This is a genomic window from Jongsikchunia kroppenstedtii DSM 45133, assembly GCF_000380485.1.
GTDB lineage: Bacteria > Actinomycetota > Actinomycetes > Mycobacteriales > Mycobacteriaceae > Jongsikchunia > Jongsikchunia kroppenstedtii.
Map to the genome: position 1 here is coordinate 22,578 of NZ_AQYG01000037.1, position 18,091 is coordinate 40,668.

20 protein-coding genes are annotated in these 18,091 nt (G+C 68.1%); 16 read left to right on the forward strand and 4 right to left on the reverse strand.

All coding sequences use genetic code 11. The features are described 5' to 3' along the window. The first annotated feature begins 25 nt into the window (after positions 1-25). From G341_RS0103605 to G341_RS0103630, 6 genes are all read left to right on the forward strand, one after another. On the forward strand, positions 26-1,306 hold the full coding sequence (locus G341_RS0103605) for a glutamate-5-semialdehyde dehydrogenase (RefSeq protein WP_018177743.1): 1,281 nt from the start codon (positions 26-28) through the stop codon (positions 1,304-1,306). A gap of 69 nt (positions 1,307-1,375) precedes the next feature. Continuing rightward, on the forward strand, positions 1,376-2,284 hold the full coding sequence (locus tag G341_RS0103610) for an AAA family ATPase (protein ID WP_018177744.1): 909 nt from the start codon (positions 1,376-1,378) through the stop codon (positions 2,282-2,284). Continuing rightward, the gene (locus tag G341_RS0103615; protein WP_018177745.1) at positions 2,281-3,711 is read left to right on the forward strand and encodes a vWA domain-containing protein; all 1,431 of its coding nucleotides are present in this window, start codon (positions 2,281-2,283) and stop codon (positions 3,709-3,711) included. Before G341_RS0103610 ends, G341_RS0103615 begins: the two co-directional genes overlap by 4 nt. Positions 3,712-3,729: 18 nt before the next feature. Then, positions 3,730-4,404, forward strand: coding sequence for a nicotinate-nucleotide adenylyltransferase (nadD, locus tag G341_RS0103620; protein ID WP_051092614.1), 675 nt, complete (start codon positions 3,730-3,732; stop codon positions 4,402-4,404). Next, complete coding sequence (gene rsfS, locus G341_RS0103625) at positions 4,401-4,817, forward strand: ribosome silencing factor (RefSeq protein ID WP_018177747.1); 417 nt, start codon at positions 4,401-4,403, stop codon at positions 4,815-4,817. Before nadD ends, rsfS begins: the two co-directional genes overlap by 4 nt. Then, positions 4,814-5,518, forward strand: coding sequence for a histidine phosphatase family protein (locus G341_RS0103630; RefSeq protein ID WP_018177748.1), 705 nt, complete (start codon positions 4,814-4,816; stop codon positions 5,516-5,518). Before rsfS ends, G341_RS0103630 begins: the two co-directional genes overlap by 4 nt. An 84-nt stretch (positions 5,519-5,602) precedes the next feature. Here G341_RS0103630 and G341_RS0103635 read toward each other — a convergent pair whose 3' ends face one another. Beyond that, complete coding sequence (locus tag G341_RS0103635) at positions 5,603-6,355, reverse strand: adenylate/guanylate cyclase domain-containing protein (protein ID WP_018177749.1); 753 nt, start codon at positions 6,353-6,355, stop codon at positions 5,603-5,605. Between the two features lie 89 nt (positions 6,356-6,444). Between G341_RS0103635 and octT the strand changes: the two genes are divergently transcribed. Together octT and G341_RS0103645 are read left to right on the forward strand one after the other, a co-directional pair. Continuing rightward, positions 6,445-7,266 carry a diglucosylglycerate octanoyltransferase gene (gene octT, locus G341_RS0103640; protein WP_018177750.1) on the forward strand — a complete coding sequence of 274 codons (822 nt, stop codon included), beginning with the start codon at positions 6,445-6,447 and terminating at the stop codon, positions 7,264-7,266. A gap of 9 nt (positions 7,267-7,275) precedes the next feature. Continuing rightward, the gene (locus tag G341_RS0103645) at positions 7,276-8,133 is read left to right on the forward strand and encodes a DegV family protein (protein ID WP_018177751.1); all 858 of its coding nucleotides are present in this window, start codon (positions 7,276-7,278) and stop codon (positions 8,131-8,133) included. A gap of 64 nt (positions 8,134-8,197) precedes the next feature. Here G341_RS0103645 and G341_RS0103650 read toward each other — a convergent pair whose 3' ends face one another. Beyond that, complete coding sequence (locus G341_RS0103650) at positions 8,198-8,584, reverse strand: VOC family protein (RefSeq protein WP_026303210.1); 387 nt, start codon at positions 8,582-8,584, stop codon at positions 8,198-8,200. 210 nt (positions 8,585-8,794) lie between these two features. Here G341_RS0103650 and G341_RS0103655 point away from each other — a divergent pair, with 210 nt between their 5' ends. Genes G341_RS0103655 through holA form a run of 3 tightly spaced genes read left to right on the forward strand, consistent with a single transcriptional unit; the run spans position 8,795 to position 12,148 of the window. Further along, a complete protein-coding gene (locus tag G341_RS0103655) occupies positions 8,795-9,664 on the forward strand; it encodes a ComEA family DNA-binding protein (protein WP_081622408.1) in 870 nt (289 codons plus the stop codon). Continuing rightward, on the forward strand, positions 9,661-11,211 hold the full coding sequence (locus tag G341_RS23390) for a ComEC/Rec2 family competence protein (protein ID WP_018177754.1): 1,551 nt from the start codon (positions 9,661-9,663) through the stop codon (positions 11,209-11,211). Before G341_RS0103655 ends, G341_RS23390 begins: the two co-directional genes overlap by 4 nt. Further along, positions 11,174-12,148 carry a DNA polymerase III subunit delta gene (holA, locus tag G341_RS0103665; RefSeq protein WP_043450513.1) on the forward strand — a complete coding sequence of 325 codons (975 nt, stop codon included), beginning with the start codon at positions 11,174-11,176 and terminating at the stop codon, positions 12,146-12,148. The genes G341_RS23390 and holA overlap by 38 nt, the downstream gene beginning before the upstream one ends. A 48-nt stretch (positions 12,149-12,196) precedes the next feature. Here holA and G341_RS0103670 read toward each other — a convergent pair whose 3' ends face one another. Then, on the reverse strand, positions 12,197-12,934 hold the full coding sequence (locus G341_RS0103670) for a PaaX family transcriptional regulator C-terminal domain-containing protein (protein ID WP_018177757.1): 738 nt from the start codon (positions 12,932-12,934) through the stop codon (positions 12,197-12,199). A 54-nt stretch (positions 12,935-12,988) separates the two neighbouring features. Here G341_RS0103670 and G341_RS0103675 point away from each other — a divergent pair, with 54 nt between their 5' ends. The 5 genes from G341_RS0103675 to G341_RS0103695 all read left to right on the forward strand — a co-directional run bounded on the left by G341_RS0103675 (position 12,989) and on the right by G341_RS0103695 (position 17,695). After that, positions 12,989-14,647 (forward strand): acyl-CoA dehydrogenase family protein, encoded by a 1,659-nt coding sequence (locus tag G341_RS0103675; RefSeq protein ID WP_043450515.1) that lies wholly within the window; start codon positions 12,989-12,991, stop codon positions 14,645-14,647. Next, positions 14,644-15,624 carry a crotonase/enoyl-CoA hydratase family protein gene (locus tag G341_RS0103680; RefSeq protein WP_018177759.1) on the forward strand — a complete coding sequence of 327 codons (981 nt, stop codon included), beginning with the start codon at positions 14,644-14,646 and terminating at the stop codon, positions 15,622-15,624. The genes G341_RS0103675 and G341_RS0103680 overlap by 4 nt, the downstream gene beginning before the upstream one ends. A gap of 115 nt (positions 15,625-15,739) precedes the next feature. Then, the gene (locus tag G341_RS0103685; protein WP_018177760.1) at positions 15,740-16,183 is read left to right on the forward strand and encodes a MerR family transcriptional regulator; all 444 of its coding nucleotides are present in this window, start codon (positions 15,740-15,742) and stop codon (positions 16,181-16,183) included. 44 nt (positions 16,184-16,227) lie between these two features. Continuing rightward, on the forward strand, positions 16,228-17,256 hold the full coding sequence (locus G341_RS0103690; RefSeq protein WP_018177761.1) for an aldo/keto reductase: 1,029 nt from the start codon (positions 16,228-16,230) through the stop codon (positions 17,254-17,256). Between the two features lie 49 nt (positions 17,257-17,305). Beyond that, positions 17,306-17,695 (forward strand): PPOX class F420-dependent oxidoreductase, encoded by a 390-nt coding sequence (locus tag G341_RS0103695; RefSeq protein ID WP_018177762.1) that lies wholly within the window; start codon positions 17,306-17,308, stop codon positions 17,693-17,695. Positions 17,696-17,794: 99 nt separating this feature from the next. Here the strand turns inward: G341_RS0103695 and rpsT are convergent, their stop codons facing one another. After that, positions 17,795-18,055 (reverse strand): 30S ribosomal protein S20, encoded by a 261-nt coding sequence (gene rpsT / locus G341_RS0103700; protein ID WP_018177763.1) that lies wholly within the window; start codon positions 18,053-18,055, stop codon positions 17,795-17,797. Positions 18,056-18,091: the final 36 nt, after the last annotated feature.

Genomic DNA, 18,091 nt, shown 5'->3' on the forward strand with positions numbered 1-18,091 from the left:
GGACGCGGGTGGATACCCTGGATGAATGAGCGCATCCGAGGCCGCGCAGAGCGAGGTAGAGCAGACACCCGTGGAGCAAACCGTCAGGGCCCAGGCCACCGCGGCCAAGGCTGCGGCGCGCGAGGTGGCTCAGCTGACCACCCTGCAGAAGAACGCCGTATTGACGGCCGCCGCGGAGGCGCTGGTCGCCGAGACGAAGACGATTCTGAAGGCCAACGATTCCGACATCGAGCGCGCCAAGGCCGCCGGCACCGAGGAGAATCTGCTCGACCGGTTGCGGCTGACGGCCGAGCGCGTCGTCGGCATCGCCGATGGCCTGCGACAGGTCGCCGCGCTGCCCGACCCCATCGGCAACGTGCTCGCCGGAAAGACCCTGCCCAACGGGCTCGAGTTGCGCCAGGTGCGCGTCCCGCTCGGCGTCGTCGGGATGGTCTACGAGGCCCGGCCGAATGTCACCGTCGATGCCTTCGGTATCGCCCTCAAGTCCGGCAACGTGGCATTGCTGCGCGGTTCGTCGTCGGCCGCGGACTCGAACGCGGAGTTGGTGCGCATCCTGCGCGGGACGCTGACCGCCCATGGCATCACCGCCGACGCGGTGCAGCTGCTGCCCGCGCATGACCGGTCGAGCGTCACCGCGCTGATCCGCGCCCGCGGCCTGGTCGACGTGGTGATCCCGCGCGGCGGCGCCGGGCTGATCGCGGCGGTCGTCGAGCAGGCGACGGTCCCGACCATCGAGACCGGCACCGGCAACTGCCACGTCTTCATTGATCGCGATGCCGATCTGGACAAGGCCGAGGCGATCGTCCTCAACTCGAAGACTCGTCGCCCCAGCGTCTGCAATACCGCGGAGACAGTGTTGATCGACGCGGCGATCGCCGACGTGGCGATGCCGCGGCTCACCGCGGCCCTGCAGGCGCACAGCGTCGTCATTCACGGTGACGAGGAAGGCATGGTGCCGGCCACCGATTCGGACTGGTACGACGAATACCTGAGCCTGGACATCGCGATGAAGGTCGTGCCCGACATCACCGCGGCCATCGATCACATCGCGCAGTACTCGACCGGCCACACTGATGCCATCGTCACCGAGAACCTCAAGGCCGCAACGAAGTTCACCGCCGAGGTCGACTCGGCCGCGGTGATGGTCAACGCGTCGACCGCGTTCACCGACGGGGAGCAGTTCGGCTTCGGCGCCGAGATCGGCATCTCCACCCAGAAGCTGCATGCGCGCGGTCCGATGGGCTTGCCCGAGCTCACGTCGTCTAAGTGGACGGTGTGGGGCGACGGCCAAGTTCGTCCCAAATAGGCACATTCGTCCCAAGTAGGTCCGCCCGCGTCGCAATCCGCCCGCCCCAGCAGAAAGTCGAATCCTCGTATGACTGAGCAGAATCTGGGCGTCGGCCCGGCGACGGTGCCGAGCTTCACCGATGTGGACGAGGTCCGCGCGCAGCTGGCGCAGACCGGCTACCTCGCCGATGAAGCCACCGCCACGGCCGTCTTCCTCGCCGACCGGCTCGGCAAGCCGCTGCTGGTCGAGGGACCGGCCGGCGTGGGTAAGACCGAACTGGCGCGGGCCATTTCGCAGACGTCGGGCAGCGAGCTGGTGCGGCTGCAGTGCTACGAGGGCATCGATGAGGCGCGGGCCCTGTACGAGTGGAATCACGCCAAGCAGATCCTGCACATCCAGTCGAGCGGCGACCGCGGCTGGGAAGAGACCAAGACCGACATCTTCGCCGAGGAATTCCTGCTGCCGCGGCCGCTGCTGAAAGCCATTGCCAGCGAGAACAAGACGGTGCTGCTGATCGACGAGGTCGACAAGGCCGACGTCGATGTCGAGGGCCTGCTGCTGGAGGTCCTGAGCGACTTCGCCGTCACCATCCCGGAGATGGGGACCGTTGCGGCGCAGACCCGTCCGATCGTGCTGCTCACGTCGAACGCCACCCGCGAGCTGTCCGAGGCGCTCAAGCGTCGCTGCCTGTACCTCTACATCGACTTCCCGGATGCTGCCCGCGAGCGTGAGATCCTGGCCAGCCGCGTTCCGCAGCTGAGCGATTCGATCGCGCAGGAGCTGGTACGCATCGTCGGGGTGCTGCGCGGGCTCGACATCCGCAAGAAGCCGTCGGTGGCCGAGACGATCGACTGGGGCAACACGCTGCTCGCCCTGGGCGTCGGGGCCGAACCCGGAAAACGATTGGACGACAACACCGTTCGCCGCACGCTGGGCGTCGTACTCAAACATCGTCCCGACCTGAAGACCGCACTCAAGGAACTCAAGCTCGGGTGAACGCTCCCGCCGCTGAACCACTCGTCGCGCACCTGGCGTCCTTCGTGGACGAGTTGCGCGATCGGGGAATCGTGGTCGGACCGTCCAAGCTGATCGATGCCGCCGAAGCGGTATCGGTACTGAATCTCCTGGACCGCACCAGTTTCCGTGAGGGCCTGGCCTGCACGCTGCTGGACGACATCGCCCATCGCAAGGTGTTCGACGTGGTGTTCGATCTGTGGTGGCCGCTCGGGGGCGGCGCCCGGTCGGTAGTCGACGAGCGGGAGTTGCCGCGGGATGAGGCCGGCGAGATCGACATTCCGCAGTTGCGGGATCGGCTGGCGCAGCTGCTCGCCGACGATGCCGCGCAGAGCGATGGTCGGATGGCCGACATGGTGGCGCAGATCGTCGAGCAGCTCGGGTCGTATCAGTCGACGCGCGGACCGGCCTTCTCCACGTATCAGGCGATGTCGTCGGTCAGTCCGCAGACGCTGATCGCATCGATCGCGGCGGCGATGGCGCAGGCGGCAGGGGAGCCGGCCGACGGTGATGCGCCGCGCCTCGGCACCCAGGCTCGTTACCGCAGGTCGGCGTCCGATCGCGTGCAGCAGTTCTCCTCCGACATCGAGGCGGAGACCCGGCGCCGGATGGTCGCCGAGGCCGGCCGGGAGCGGGTCGGCGAGTATGCGGTGCCGCTACTGCCGGAGCAGATGAACTTCTTGTCGGCGATGGCGGCGGAACAAGCCGAGCTGCGACGCACCGTGCAGCCGTTGGCCCGGCTGCTGGCGGCGAAGCTGGAGATCCGGCGCCGACGCAACAATCGGGGAGCGGTCGATGTGCGGCGCACCCTGCGCAAGTCGATGTCGACCGGCGGGGTGCCGATCGATCTGGTCCATCGACGCCCGCGGCCGGGACGTCCCGAACTGGTGGTGTGCTGCGATGTGTCCGGTTCGGTCGCCGGGTTCAGCCAGTTCACCCTGCAGCTGGTTTATGCCCTGCGGCAACAGTTTTCGAAGGTGCGGGTGTTCGCCTTCGTCGACACCGTCGACGAGGTCACCGACTACTTCGACCGGTCCGACGACTACGCGAACTTCGCCGAGACGATGTCCACGATGTTGCGGGAGTCGGCGGTCCTCACCCGCGACGGGCATTCCGACTATGGCCACGTGCTGCGCGGATTCGTCGACAACTACGCCGATTCGCTGACTCACCGGGGCGCCCTACTGATCCTCGGCGACGCCCGCACCAACTTCCGCGATCCGCGGGCGGACGTGCTGGCGACGCTGGTCGACAAGGCCCGTCACGCCTACTGGCTCAACCCCGAGGAACGGAACCTGTGGGACACCGGAGACTCGGCCGCCGGGGAGTACGCGGACGTCATCGACATGTACGAATGCCGCAACGCGACACAGCTGGCGGACGTCATCGCAAACCTGTTGCCCATCTGACCAGTAAAGTCACACTTCATGCCTGTGTCTGACGAGCGTCCTCCGGCCAGCCGGGGTCCTGATCGACCCGCACCGCTGCGGCGCATCGGCGTCATGGGCGGCACCTTCGACCCGATCCACAACGGGCACCTGGTCGCGGCCAGCGAGGTGGCCCACGAGTTCGCCCTCGACGAGGTGATCTTCGTCCCTACCGGCGTCCCCTGGCAGAAGCAGGAGGGTGACCGGCAGGTCACGGCTGCCGAGGATCGTTATCTGATGACGGTGATCGCCACGGCCGGCAACCCGCGGTTCTCGGTCAGCCGCGTCGACATCGACCGCGTCGGGGCCACCTACACCATCGATACCCTCCGCGACCTGCACACACTGCATCCCGACGCCGAGCTGTACTTCATCACCGGGGCCGACGCCCTCGGGTCGATCCTGTCGTGGCAGCACTGGGAGGAACTGTTCCAGCACGCGCGGTTCATCGGCGTCAATCGGCCGGGGTATGAGCTGGGTGCCGCGCATCTTGCACAACACCTCGAAAAGCTCCCACCCGATACCCTGCATCTGATGGAGATCCCCGCCCTGGCGATCTCGTCCACCGACTGTCGTGCGCGGGCCAGTTCCCGTCGTCCCATCTGGTACCTGATGCCTGATGGCGTCGTGCAGTACATCAACAAACGCAAGCTCTACCGAAGGGACCAGGTGTGACCGCCGCCGCCGAATCGATCGCCGTCGCCACCATCGCGGCCCGCGTCGCCCACGAGAAGCTCGCCACGAATGTGGTGATCCTGGATGTCTCCGAGCAGCTGGTGATCACCGACTGCTTCGTGATCGCCTCCGCGGACAACGACCGGCAGGTCGGCGCGATCGTCGACGAGGTCGAGGAGAAGCTGCGCGAGGCCGGGCACAAGCCGGTGCGCCGCGAGGGCACTCGGGAGGGACGATGGGCGCTGCTCGACTACGTCGACGTGGTGATCCACATCCAGCATGTCGAGGAGCGCAGCTACTACGCGCTCGACCGGCTGTGGCAGGACTGCCCGGCGATCGAGATCCAGGGGGTCACCGGGCGCGTCGAGCGTCACGAAGCCGCCGAGGCGGACCGAGGGGACACGTTCGCGTGACGAACGGGCCCGACACCCACGACAGCAGCGTCGAGCGCATGACTCCGGTCGTGCGGCGGCTGGTGCTGCTGCGGCACGGTCAGACCGCCTACAACGCGGCCAGTCGGATGCAGGGTCAGCTAGATACCGACCTGTCGGAAGTCGGTGTGGCGCAGGCGAAGCGCGCGGCAATGGCGTTGGCCCCGCGCCGGCCACGACTGATCGTGTCGTCGGACTTGCAGCGGGCCGCCGACACGGCGCAGGCGTTGGCCGATGAAACTGGTCTGACGGTCGGCTACGACGTTCGGCTGCGCGAAACGCATCTCGGGGAGTGGCAGGGGATGACCCACCACGAGGTCGACGACGTGAACCCGGGCGCCCGGGCGGCGTGGCGCGACGATGCGACCTGGGGTCCGCCCGGCGGCGAGAGCCGCGTCCAGGTGGCCGAGCGCTCTATGGCGGTGGTGGACGAACTCGTTGCCGGACTTGCTGATTGGGGTCGTGGTGACGATGCGGAGTCGCCGGTGGTGCTGGTCGCGCATGGCGGCGTGATCGCCGCGATGACCGCCGGACTGCTGGCGCTGCCGGTCGCGAACTGGCCGGTGTTCGGCGGGTTGGCGAATACCAGCTGGGTGCAGTTGTCCGGCCACGGCGAGCAGCCGACGTGGCGATTGGACGTGTGGAATGCGTCGGCCGAGCCTGCCGACGCCGCCGTGCAATAGCCGATCATTACTCAAGCCGTGGGCATAGCGGGATGCGGATGACATAGTGTCCTCCGCGGCGCGCTATGCCCACGTTCTGAGCAGCTAGGCGTCGTAGCGCGGCAGCACCGAATAGACGACCAGATCCTTCGGCGCGCCCTTGGCGCGGAATCGCTTGTTCCGCTTGGTGAATCGCGATTCGTCGGCGCCCTCAAGCGTGGCCGCAGAGGCCAGGACCTCGCCGGCGCCCGCAGCCGCGGAGATCCGTGCGGCGATATTCACGTCGACGCCCAGATAGTCCTCGCCGACCTGCCGCGGGGTGCCGGTATGCAGCCCGCACCGCAGCTGCGGGCGGTAACCGTCCACCGTGATCGCGCTGACCGCGGCCGACGTCTCATGCGCCGCCCAGATCGCCTCGGCCGGATCGCTGAAGACCGCCATCAGGCCGTCGCCAAGCGACTTCACCACTCGGCCGCCGCGGCCGGCGATGATCTCTTCGCTCGCCTTGTCGACGGCGCGCAGCAGTTCGAGCACCTTGTCGTCGCCGACGCGCAGCGCCCAGGTGGAGAAACTCACCAGATCGGTGAACAGGATCGTGACCGGCCCGGTATCCACGTCGGCGCTGCGTCGACGCGGTGCGATCGACTGCCAGACCTGAACGGCGGCCAGGCCCAGTTCGCGAACCGCGCTCGGATGCTCGGCGCGCACCTGCTCGATCAGTCCCGCGATCCGATCACTGCCGCGCAGGTCATTGCGGGCGAGCGAGGTCGGATCTCCGCCCGGCGCGTGCCGGCGCAACGCCTGAGCAGCCTTCACCACCGCGTCCTGTCGGTCCGTCTGCGCGAGCATCTTGCCCACGTTGCGGGCGGCCCGGCCAGCCTCGGGTTTGTCGGAACCATCGGGAGATGAACTCACACATCGACCCTATCGCTAGGGTTTGACAGCAAATGAACGGTGACATTAAGAACGGCAGCTCCGCTGCTTCGGACATTAAGAACGACCCCTCCGCCGACGAGACAAGCCAGAACACGATCGTCGTGCTGGCCGATTCGCTGTCGTATTACGGCCCGAAAGGCGGCCTGCCCGCCGACGACCCACGAATCTGGCCGAATCTGGTTGGCGCCCGGCTCGGTGCGCCGGTCGAGCTGATCGCCCGAATCGGGTGGACGAGCCGCGACGTCTGGTGGGCGATAACGCAGGATCCGCGGGTGTGGGCGGCGATTCCCAAGGCGAGCGTGGTCGTGCTGGCGTTCGGCGGCATGGACTCGCTGCCGTCCCCGCTGCCGACCGCGCTGCGCGAGGGCATTCGCTATCTGCGGCCCGGCTGGCTGCGGGCCGGGGTTCGTGATGGCTATGGGTGGCTGCAGCCGCGGCTGTCGCCGCTGGGGTGGCCGATGGCCGTGCCGCCGCGCCTGATGATCGAATACTTCGAGCGCATCCGCGGAGCGCTCGCGCAGCTGCGGCCGGACCTGCGGCTGATCGTCTGCCTGCCGCCGACACACGACAGCCCCTACTACGGGCATGCCCACCCGGGTCACCCCCGAACCCGCGCGGCGATCGTCGACTGGGCTGCGAAGGCCGGGTTGCCGACCGTCGACTTCACGCCGCCGAGCGTCGTCAATTTCCACCAGCCGGGCCACAATCCGGACGGCATTCACTGGGGCTTCGAGATGCACAAAGCGGTCGCCGAACTCGTCGCGGAGAAGATCGAGGAATTGGGCACAACTGTCCCGGAAGCCGCGGCCGACGCGCCGCCGGCCACCGACTAGCGTGTACCCGTGACCGTCATCGTCGTGACCGACTCCGCCGCGCGGATTCCTGCCGCGCTGCGCGAGCGGTATCGGATCCGTGAGGTGCCGATGCACGTGCTCACCGCGGACGGCGATCTGCGCGAGGGCATCGATGCGATCAGTCAGGACGTCATCGATCATCCCGACACCACCACGTCGGGGGCGATCCCGGCGGATCTCGAAGAGGTCTACAGCCAGGCGATCGCCGACAGCGATGGTGACGGCGTCGTGGCCGTGCACCTGTCCCGCCGGCTGTCGGGAACCTGGAGCGCAGGACGCCTGGTGGCCGAAAAGCTCGGTCCGACGATCCGAATCGTCGACTCGCGGTCGGTAGGGCTGGGGATCGGCTTCGCCGCGCTGGCGGCGGCACAGGCGGCAGACGACGGCGCCGATCGCGATCGGGTCTATGAGGCCGCGATCCGTGCGACATCGACGACCGAATGCGTCGTCTGCGTGCACCAGCTCGACAATCTGCGTCACAGCGGCCGGATCAGCGCCACCACCCGGTTGCTGGGATCGGCCCTGTCGATCAAGCCGGTACTGCAGATCGTCGACGGCAGCCTGTCGTTGACCGAGAAGCAGCGCACCATGACCCGCGCGGTGGCGAAGATGATCGACATCGCCGTCGAGGCCGCGGGATCGAATCCGGTCTCGGTCGGCGTGCTCGACAACTTTGCTCCTGAGCTGGCGGAGCAAGTGGCGGAGGAGCTTTCGGAGTGCATGCCGAAGATCGACTCGATGATCCGCGCCGACATGGGGCCGGTCCTGGGATCGCATGTCGGCAGTGGTGCGGTCGCGATCTGCCTGTGCACCTCGCTCGTCGGGATCGATACCTCAGTTCTCTGACCCGCGAGCTCTCTTGGATGAGCGATTCGTTCGTCCGGCGGCGGGTGTCGCAGACCTGGACCTCTTATTCGGGGGCAGCCCCATGGAACACGGCTTCGAGGTTGTTCCCGTCCGGATCACGAACGAACGCCCCGCAATAGCCGGGGTGGTACTCGGGCCACAGCCGCGGTGCGTGCAGCGACTCGGCCCCCGACGCCAGCGCGGCATCGTGGAACGCGTGCACCGCGGCAGTATCGGCGGCCTGGAACGCGATATGGACCTCGCGATTCGGCCCGGTTGCCTCACCCGCGCTGGCATCCGCGATCCAGAAATCGGGCTTGCCATCGCGGCCGTAACCGATGGCCACCCCGAAGTCCATTTGCCGGGTGAAGCCCAGCACGCCGAGCACGGAGTCGTAGAAGTCCTTGGCCTTGGCGAAGTCGGTGCAGTTGATTCCGAGGTGATCGATCATGACGACATCGTCGCATCCGACACCGACAAACGGGACCCGGATCGGCAAAGATACGGTACCCAAGCGATTCCGGGCCGTGGAGAGCTGTCACACCGCGGTCTGACACGCGAATTCCTCTGGGGGAACGTGATTTATCCACAGTCATTCCGGCCATTCACAATGGGCGCTCGGCGCGGCGGCTCGTCCTGGTGTGCGCACTAGCGTGGCGGCATGGGGAGAGGACACGTATCGGCCGATCTGTCGCGGATCGGTCCAGCGCCATCGCGATCGGCCGATGATATTGCGCACGAGCGTGATTCGGCGACTACTCCGGTGTGGGACGTCGGCACCACGCCGGCATGGCTGGATACCGGTGGCGCTGGCGGAGTCAACACCGACGTCGACGATGAGGCGCCCGACCGACCGCGATTCGGCAGGTGGCGAACCGCGCCGCCGGCGGCGTTGGCGCTGATCGCTGTCGCGGTCGTGGCGGTTGGGTTCACCGCGTTCTCGGTGTTCTCCGGTGCGGGTGAGGCGGATACCCCGCGGGTGGCGTTCCCGTCGACCGCCGGCCGGGCATTATCGAGCGCGCCCGAGTCATCGGCGCCGCCAACGGAATTGGTGGTGAGCGTCGTGGGTCTGGTGCACCGCCCGGGCCTGGTTCGGCTGCCGCCGCAATCGCGTGTCGCCGATGCGCTCAACACCGCGGGAGGACCACGTCCAGGCGCCGACGTGACGAGCATCAATCAGGCGCAGCTGCTGCACGACGGCGATCAGATCCTGATCGGGTTCGCCGATCCGGTGACCGGACCACGAATCAAGAGCGCCGTGGTCGGTTCGAATGGCGGAAGCCCGACGGGATCTGCGGGTGCACAGCCGAAACCGAGTACTGGGGGTGCAGGCGGCGCGGGCAAGGTCAATCTGAACACCGCCGACGAATCGGCCCTGGACGCGTTGCCCGGCGTGGGTCCGGTGACGGCCAAGGCGATCATCGCCTGGCGCACGCAGCACGGAAGATTCACCAGCGTCGATCAGCTGGGCGAGGTGGACGGTATCGGCCCGGCACGCCTGGCCAAGCTGCGAGAACTGGTCGTGGTGTGAACGGCGGTTCCGATCATGACGCGCGACTGGTGCCGGCGGCGGCCGGCGCCTGGCTGGTCACCGCGGTCGGCATCGTTGCTCCGGTCGAGTTGTCGGCGACGGTGGCCGGCCTTCTGCTGGTCGGCGGAGTCGCCGGCGGTTGGTGGTGGCGGCGACGCGGACCGGCGGGCTGGGTGGTGCCGGCGACCGCCGCCGCGGTGGTGATCGGCGGGTTTGCGGCGACAATCACCCTGCGGCAGTTCCATGTTCAGCGGCACGTGCTCTACGGGGCCGCCGGTGAACGCCCGGTCGTCGTCACGGTGCGTGACGATCCGCGCTCGGTTGGGGGTGGGGGCTCGCGGGTGTGGCTGCCCGTCCGTGTCGGCGGGCTGATCGGCGGCGTCGATGCGGTGGTGTTCGCGCCTGCCCGCGGTTGGGCCGACGTGATGCCTGGCCAGCGGCTGCGCGCCGAGGTCACGGTGCGGCCGCCGACTCGCGGACTGACCGTTGCGACGCTCACCGCGCGCGGGGAGCCGCGGCAGGTGCGCGCGCCGCCCTGGTATCAGCGGCTCGCGACGCATGTGCGATCGGAATTCCGCAAGGTCGCTGCCATGGCGTTGCCGTCGCCGCAATCGGGGCTGCTGCCCGGTCTGGTACTCGGTGACGTATCGGCCCAGGATCCGCAGCTGGTGAACGACTTTCGGGCGACATCGCTGAGTCACTTGACCGCGGTATCGGGCAGCAATTTCACGCTCATCGCTGGCTCGGTGCTCTGGCTCGTACGATCCTGCGGCGCTCGGCCACGGGTCGCGGCGGCCGTCACCGCCTGCGTGATCGTCGGTTTCGTGATCCTGGTGCGGCCCTCGCCGAGCGTGGTGCGGGCGGCGGTGATGGGCGCGGTCGGCCTGATCGCGATCGCGTCCAGCCGACGATCGGCGGCGATACCGGCGCTGGCGACCGCGATCCTGGTGCTGCTGACGGTGTCGCCGGCGTTGGCGGTCGATCCCGGGTTCGCGCTGTCGGTCGCGGCGACCGCGGGACTGATCGTGTTCGGGTCGCTGGTTCGAGATCGACTGTCCGAGTGGGGGGTTGCCCGGCCGCTGGCCGAACTGCTGGCGGTGGCAGCGGTCGCGCAGGTGGTCACCGCTCCGCTCGTCGCGCTCTATTCGGGAACGGTGAGTGCCGTCGGTATGGTCGCCAACATCGCTGTGGCACTGACGATTCCACCGATCACGATCCTCGGCACGGCAGCCGCGGTGATGTCGCCGATCGTGCCCTTGATCGCAGACCTGCTGGTGCGATTCACCGGTCCGGCGGTCTGGTGGCTGGTGCAGGTCGCGCAGCGGCTCGCGCGGGTGCCGGGCGCGACGGTGCGGGTGCCCGACGGCGCGGCGGGCGCGCTGTTGGTCACCGCCGCGATCCTTGCCGTGGCGGCATCCGTCTGGGCGTTGAGGCGAGCCCGGCAGCACCCGGCGCATGGCCGTCGGTATGGGGGAGTCGGGCGCCGCGGAGTCTGGCACGATGGGCGCCATGGCGACACAGTCCAGGGTTCATCTGATCGTCGGTGAAGAGGACTTCCTCATCGAACGCACCCGGTCGCAGATCGTCGCCGAGGCTCGGGCCGCCAGCGGATCAGACGATGTCCCGGTCGCGATCCTGCGTGCCGGCGACGCCACCGCCAACGAACTCGCCGAGGTACTGAGCCCGTCGCTGTTCGCCGAAGACCGGATCGTGGTCATCGAGGCCGCCGATGCCGCCGGCAAGGAGCCCGCGCAGCTCGTCACCGACGTGGCGCAGGACCCGCCCGAGGGCATCACGCTGATCGTCGTGCACTCCGGGGGAGGTCGTACCAAGGCGATGGTCGGAGCGATCACGAAGTCGGGTGCGCAGGTGCATCAGTGCCCGGCGGTCAAGTGGCCGAACGAGCGCGCGGACTTCGTCAAGGCCGAGTTCGCCCGCAACAAGGTCAAGGCGAGCGCCGACGTCATCGAGCAGCTGATGGATTCGGTCGGCAGCGATCTCCGTGAACTCGCGTCGGCCGTCAGCCAGCTGTGCGCCGACACCGGCGGCAAGGTCGACCTGGCCGCGGTTACTCGCTACTACTCCGGCCGTGCGGAGGTCAAGGGTTTCGAGATCGCCGACAAGGCGGTGCTCGGCGATCGGGCCGGCGCGCTCGAGGCGCTGCGCTGGGCCGAGCACGGCGGCGTCCCGCATGTGCTGATCGCCGATGCGCTCGCGGAGGCGGTGCACCGGATCGCCCGGGCGCGCGGCCTCGGCCGGATGAATCAGTACGATGCCGCCTCCGAGCTCGGCATGCCGCCGCGGCGTGCGCAGGAAGCGCTGCGTCAGGCACGAGCATGGGACTCCGAGTCGGTTGCCAAGGCGATGGCCGTGGTGGCGACGCTGAATGGGGACGTCAAGGGCCAGGCGGCCGACGCCGACTACAGCCTGCAGCACGCGGTCGGAATGGTCGCCGACCTGCGGCCCTCGCGGTCGCGCCGCTGATCTCGCGACGACCGCCAACTACTCCGGGGCAGTCACGATTCCGTTCGCCTAACCGACGAACGCGTCGGTGAGTGCGATCAGTTCGGCCTGGTATGCCGCGTAGGTGTCACGCAGTCGGGCGCCGGGCCAGTCGGCGGGCAGCAATTCGTCCGGCAGCACGGGATCCGTCGTGAGGTGATGCACTATCGCGGCGGCGGCGGTCAGTCGCGTCAACGGATCGGTGGTCGCCGAGAAGTGCTGCAGTAGTGCCTCGCCAGTGGCGGTCCAGGCGCGGAGATCCCAGAGCGTGGCCACCAGTTCGTGGGCGGGAGAGTCCGGCCGGGCGGTGAAGCGCGCGAGCGAGGGTTCGAGCTCGATCGGCCATTCGCGGTCCAGATTCGCGGGCCGCATCCAGACGCCCTCGCGCAGCTCCGAGAGACGCAGCGCGGTGAGGTCGGACCGCATCTGGGCCCGCTCGGCGGCGGCGCGGCCGCTGACGACGACGATCGCCTGCTCCCACTCGTCGGACCACGGCACCGTGCGCGCATTGATCGATTCATCCTGGCGCCGTTGACGTTCCAGCAGGCGTGCGTTCAATCGATAGACGCCGTCGACCCGTTCGAGCTCGCCGGCGGACGTCATCCTCGTGAGCGCCACCCGCAGCGCGGACTCCGATACGCCGAAGAGCTCCGCGGAACCGAGAAGGTGGCGCACATGACGCTGCGGCGGGTGGGCGCCGAGCAGCAGGCTCAGCACGATCGACCTCGCCGACAGCGGTTGGAGGTTCAACGACTCGGCTGGCGGCACATCCAAATATTACACTATCGACACGACCGTCGTCATTGTGTAATGATCGACGGTATGACCGAGGTCTCCACTCCACGTACCGCAACTCACGACGTCACCAACCAGGTGCCGCCACTCGCCCCGTACGACTCGTCGCAGGACGCCGCGCTGATCGAGGCGCTGCATCGCGAGGGCGGCGGCTGGGCCGAAGATGACGTCCGTCGTCTCGGCCGCCTGGCGGGAAGCGAAGAGGCGCAGCGATGGGCGCAGGATGCCAACACCTACACGCCGGTCCTCAAGACAGTCGACCGCTATGGCAACCGGATCGACGAGGTCGAGTTCCACCCCGCATGGCACAACCTGATGCGGACGTCGGTCGCCGAGGGGGGCGCCGGCGCAGTGTGGACGGAGGGCAAGTCCGGCGGGCACGTCGCGCGGGCCGCCGGCGGGCTCGTCTGGCAGCACACCGAGGCGGGACACGGCTGCCCGATCACGATGACCTACGCGGTCATTCCCGCGCTGCGGCACGAGCCGAGCCTCGCCGCGGTCTACGAGCCGCTGCTCACCTCCCGCGTCTACGACCCGGGGCTGCGCATCCCGACCGAGAAGCGCGGCCTCCTCGCCGGCATGGGGATGACCGAAAAGCAGGGCGGCTCGGATGTCCGCACCAACACGACTGTTGCCGTGCCGCATGGCGACCACTACCTGCTGACCGGGCATAAGTGGTTCACGTCGGCGCCGATGTGCGACGTGTTCCTGGTGCTGGCCCAGGCGCCCGGCGGCCTGTCGTGCTTCCTGGTCCCGCGAATCCTGCCGGACGGCACCCGCAACACCTTCCGGATCGTCCGACTCAAGGACAAGCTCGGCGATCGATCCAACGCCTCGAGCGAGCCCGAGTTCGACAACACCGTCGGCTGGCTCGTCGGCGGCGAGGGCAACGGCGTCAAGACGATCATCGACATGGTCAACTTCACGCGCCTCGATTGTGTGATCGGCTCCGCCGGCGTGATGCGCAAGACCCTCGTCGAGGCGGGCCACCACGCTCGCCACCGGTCGGCATTCGGTGCGAACCTGATCGACCAGCCGCTGATGCGCAACGTCCTGGCCGACCTGGCCCTGGAATCCGAAGCGGCGACGACGCTCGGCATGCGGCTGGCGGGTGCCGCGGATCGCTCGATGCGCGGCGATGAGAGTGAGACGTCGTTCCGCCGGATGGCCAACGCGGTCGGCAAGTTCTGGGTGACCAAGCGGACGCCCGCGTTCACCGCGGAGGCACTCGAATGTCTGGGCGGCAACGGCTATGTCGAAGAATCCGGGATGCCACGGCATTACCGGCAGGCGCCGCTCAACTCGGTGTGGGAGGGGTCCGGCAACGTCAACGCGATCGACGTGCTGCGGGCACTCGGCCGCGAACCCGCCACCGCGCAGGCCTTCCTCGACGAGCTGGAGCTCGCGGCGGGCGCGAACGAGCATCTCGATGCGGCGGTCGGCCGCATCAAGTCCGATCTGATGGCCGCGGCCGGTGATCCGGCGCAGGCGCAGTTGCTGGCCCGCCGGCTGGTGGGGTCGATGGCTCTCGCACTTCAGGGATCGCTGCTGGTGCGTCATGCCCCTGCCGCGGTGGCCGACGCGTTCTGCGTCTCGCGGCTCGGCGGCGACTGGGGACAGGTCTTCGGCACCCTGCCCGCCTCGGCCGACATCACCGCGATCCTCGACCGCGCCCTGCCCGCATGACCGCGGGCCGACCCGCTGCGTGGCGCGAAGGGCCGGGAGACGACACGAACGACGAACCGGTCGAATACGCCACGCTCACCTACGAACGGACCGGTCGGATCGCGCGGATCACCTTCAATCGGCCGGATCAGGGCAACTCGATAACGCCGGACACCCCGCTGGACCTCACGGCCGCGGTGGAACGCGCCGACCTCGATCCGCGCGTTCACGTCATCCTGCTGAGCGGCCGCGGCAAGGGCTTCTGCGGCGGGTACGACCTCGCGGCCAGCGCCGAGAGGCTGATGGACGGCGACATGGCCGGACGCCGGGATGCGACGGGGACCGTCCTCGACCCGCTGGTGCAGATGGCCAACCACGATCCGTCGGGCACCTGGGACCCGATGGTCGACTACGCGATGATGAGTCGGTTCACCCGCGGCTTCGCCGCCTTGCTGCATGCCAACAAGCCGACGGTGGCGAAGATCCACGGCTTCTGCGTGGCCGGCGGCACGGACATCGCGCTGCACTGCGATCAGATCGTGATCGCCAGCGATGCCAAGATCGGCTATCCGCCGACTCGCGTGTGGGGCGTTCCGAGCGCCGGTATGTGGGCTCACCGACTCGGTGACCAACGCGCCAAGCGTCTCCTCCTCACCGGCGACTGTCTCAACGGCAAGGAGGCGTACGAGTGGGGCCTCGCGATCGAGGCGCCGGAGCCGGACGACCTCGACGCGCGTACCGAGAATCTCGTCGAACGCATCGCGACTATGCCGCTCAACCAATTGATGATGGTGAAGCTGGCACTGAACTCGGCCCTGCTCAGCCAGGGCGTCGAGAACAGCCGGATGATCAGCACCGTGTTCGATGGCATCTCGCGGCACACGCGCGAGGGGTACGCGTTCCAGCAACGGGCCGCCGCGGTCGGTTTTCGGCAGGCCGTCCGTGAACGCGATGGCGCGCCCTATGACGATGCCGGGCCGTCCACCAACAAAGGCTGACAGGCGGCACAACGGCTGACGCAGGCGGCACCGCCGGCGCGTGTCGAGGCTCATTTCGGTTCGATGGGCCGAGTTCTGTTGACCTGGAGTGCACTCCAGGTCATACCGTTGGCACATGCCTGATGATCTGAGCATCGCCGATGTGTCCGCCCGGACGGGACTCACCCGCGACACCCTCCGCTGGTACGAATCCGAAGGTCTCATTCCCGCCGTGCCCCGGAACGCCGCCGGCGTCCGGCGGTACGACGAGGCGACGGTCCGCATGATCGACCTACTCGTCCGACTCCGCCGCACCGGAATGTCGGTGGCGCACATGCGTGACTTCGTCACGATGGTCGGGCAGGGCGCGCGTTCGCATGGGCGGCGCATGCGGCTGCTCGAAGATCATCGCGAGGAGATGGAGGCGCGCATCCGGGAGCTGATCGATGATCTCGGGGCGGTCGACGACAAGATCGCGCACTACCGCCGACTGATCGACGCCGGCCTCGACTGCGGCGAGCAGCCGATCACCGATCCCGACGAACTTGCCCAGCAACGCCTCCTGGGCGAGACCGACTGACAACTCAAGACAAACAACTCAAGACTGAAAAGGAGCACGCCCGAATGCACACCACCCTCCTCGGAGACGGCCTGCAGACCTCGGCCCTCGGCTTCGGCGGCATGGCCGTCACCCATGTCTACGGCGGAACCGACGATGCCGCAGCGCTTTCCGTACTGAACGCCGCCGTCGACGCGGGTATCACCTTCATCGACACCGCCGACGTCTACGGCGAACCGCTGCCCGGCGCCGACGGGCCGGCAGGGACAAACGAACGCCTGGTCGGTCGACTGCTGGCCGACCGGCGCGACGAGGTCACCGTCGCGACCAAGTTCGGGATCACCGCGCGCATCGGCGTCGACGTGGATCCGACTGCCAAGCGTTCGCGGGGTGACGCCGAGTACGTCCGGCAGGCGTGCGACGCGTCTCTCGAGCGACTGGGGATCGACGTCATCGACCTCTGGTACATGCATCGCCGCGATCCCGACGTACCGATCGAGGAAACGGTCGGCGCGATGGCCGAGATGGTCGCGGCGGGTAAGGTCCGCCATCTCGGGCTCTCGGAGGTGACCGCCGCTGAACTCATTGCGGCACAATCGATTCACCCGATCGCCGCGGTGCAGAGCGAATGGAGTCTGTGGTCGCGCGATGTCGAGGCGCAGGTCGTGCCGGCGTGTGCGGAGCTGGGAGTCGGATTCGTTCCGTACTCGCCGCTGGGCCGCGGTTTTCTCACCGGGACGTTGACCCGCGAGCAGATCGCCGGCGACATCCGGGGCGCGACTGAGCGGATCGGCGACAACTGGGACGCGAATCAGTCGGCGCTCGCTGTGGTGGCTGGGGTCGCGCAACGCCTGGGGGCGACGAATGCGCAGGTCGCGCTCGCGTGGCTCTACGCGGCGGGACGTCGGGCCGGCCTGCCGGTGGTGCCGATCCCCGGGACGCGCTCGGTCTCGCGACTGTCGGAGAATGCCGCGGCCGTCGATCTGCTGCTTGATGACGAGGCCGTCGCCGCGCTCGACACGGTGGCCGACCTGGCCCGGGGAACCCGCAATATCGTCGGCGACCCGACCTGGATCTCGTCCGGCCGCGAATAGCTCGACGTCGATCGACCCGAACCGCGTCCGAACAAAGAAAGGCCATGCCATGACCGTGATTCCCGAAACTCATCGTGACCTGCTCGAGAGGCCGCTCTACGCGCACCTCGCCACCATTCGACCCGATGGGACGCCGCAGGTGAACCCGATGTGGTTCGCATGGGACGGCGAATACCTGCGGTTCACGAACACGACGACCCGGCAGAAGTACAAGAACGTGACCGCCCACCCCGAGGTCGCGGTGTCCATCAACGACCCCGACCAGCCGTACCGCTACCTGGAGGTGCGCGGCGTCGTGGAGCGGATCGACGACGACTCGTCGGGCGAGCTGTTCGCCGAGCTCGCCGATCGCTACGGGCTTGCGATCGACGGGCCACCCGGCGATGTCGACCACCGCGTGGCCTACGTGATCAGGCCGGTCGCGACCAGCAGCCAGTAGCTGCCGGCCCAGCGGCATACAGCTACAGCAAAACCCCGGTGACCGCGTGGTGTCACCGGGGTTTTGCGGTGGGAGCCCGGGGCCGGGCTCACCGAAAGATCAGAGCTGGTTGTACGCCTGCGCCATCGCCGACTTCTTATTGGCGGCCTGGTTGGCGTGGATGACACCCTTGCTGGCGGCCTTGTCCAGCTTGCGGCTGGTGCTGGCGAGGAGCTCGCCGGCCTTGTCCTTCTCACCAGCGGCGACAGCCTCGCGGTAGTTGCGGATGGCGGTACGCAGCGCCGACTTCACGGACTGGTTCCGCTGACGACGCACCTCGTTGGTGCGGATCCGCTTCATCTGCGACTTGATGTTTGCCACGCGCTGTTACCTCGTTTGTCTGGTGTTCTGGTTTGC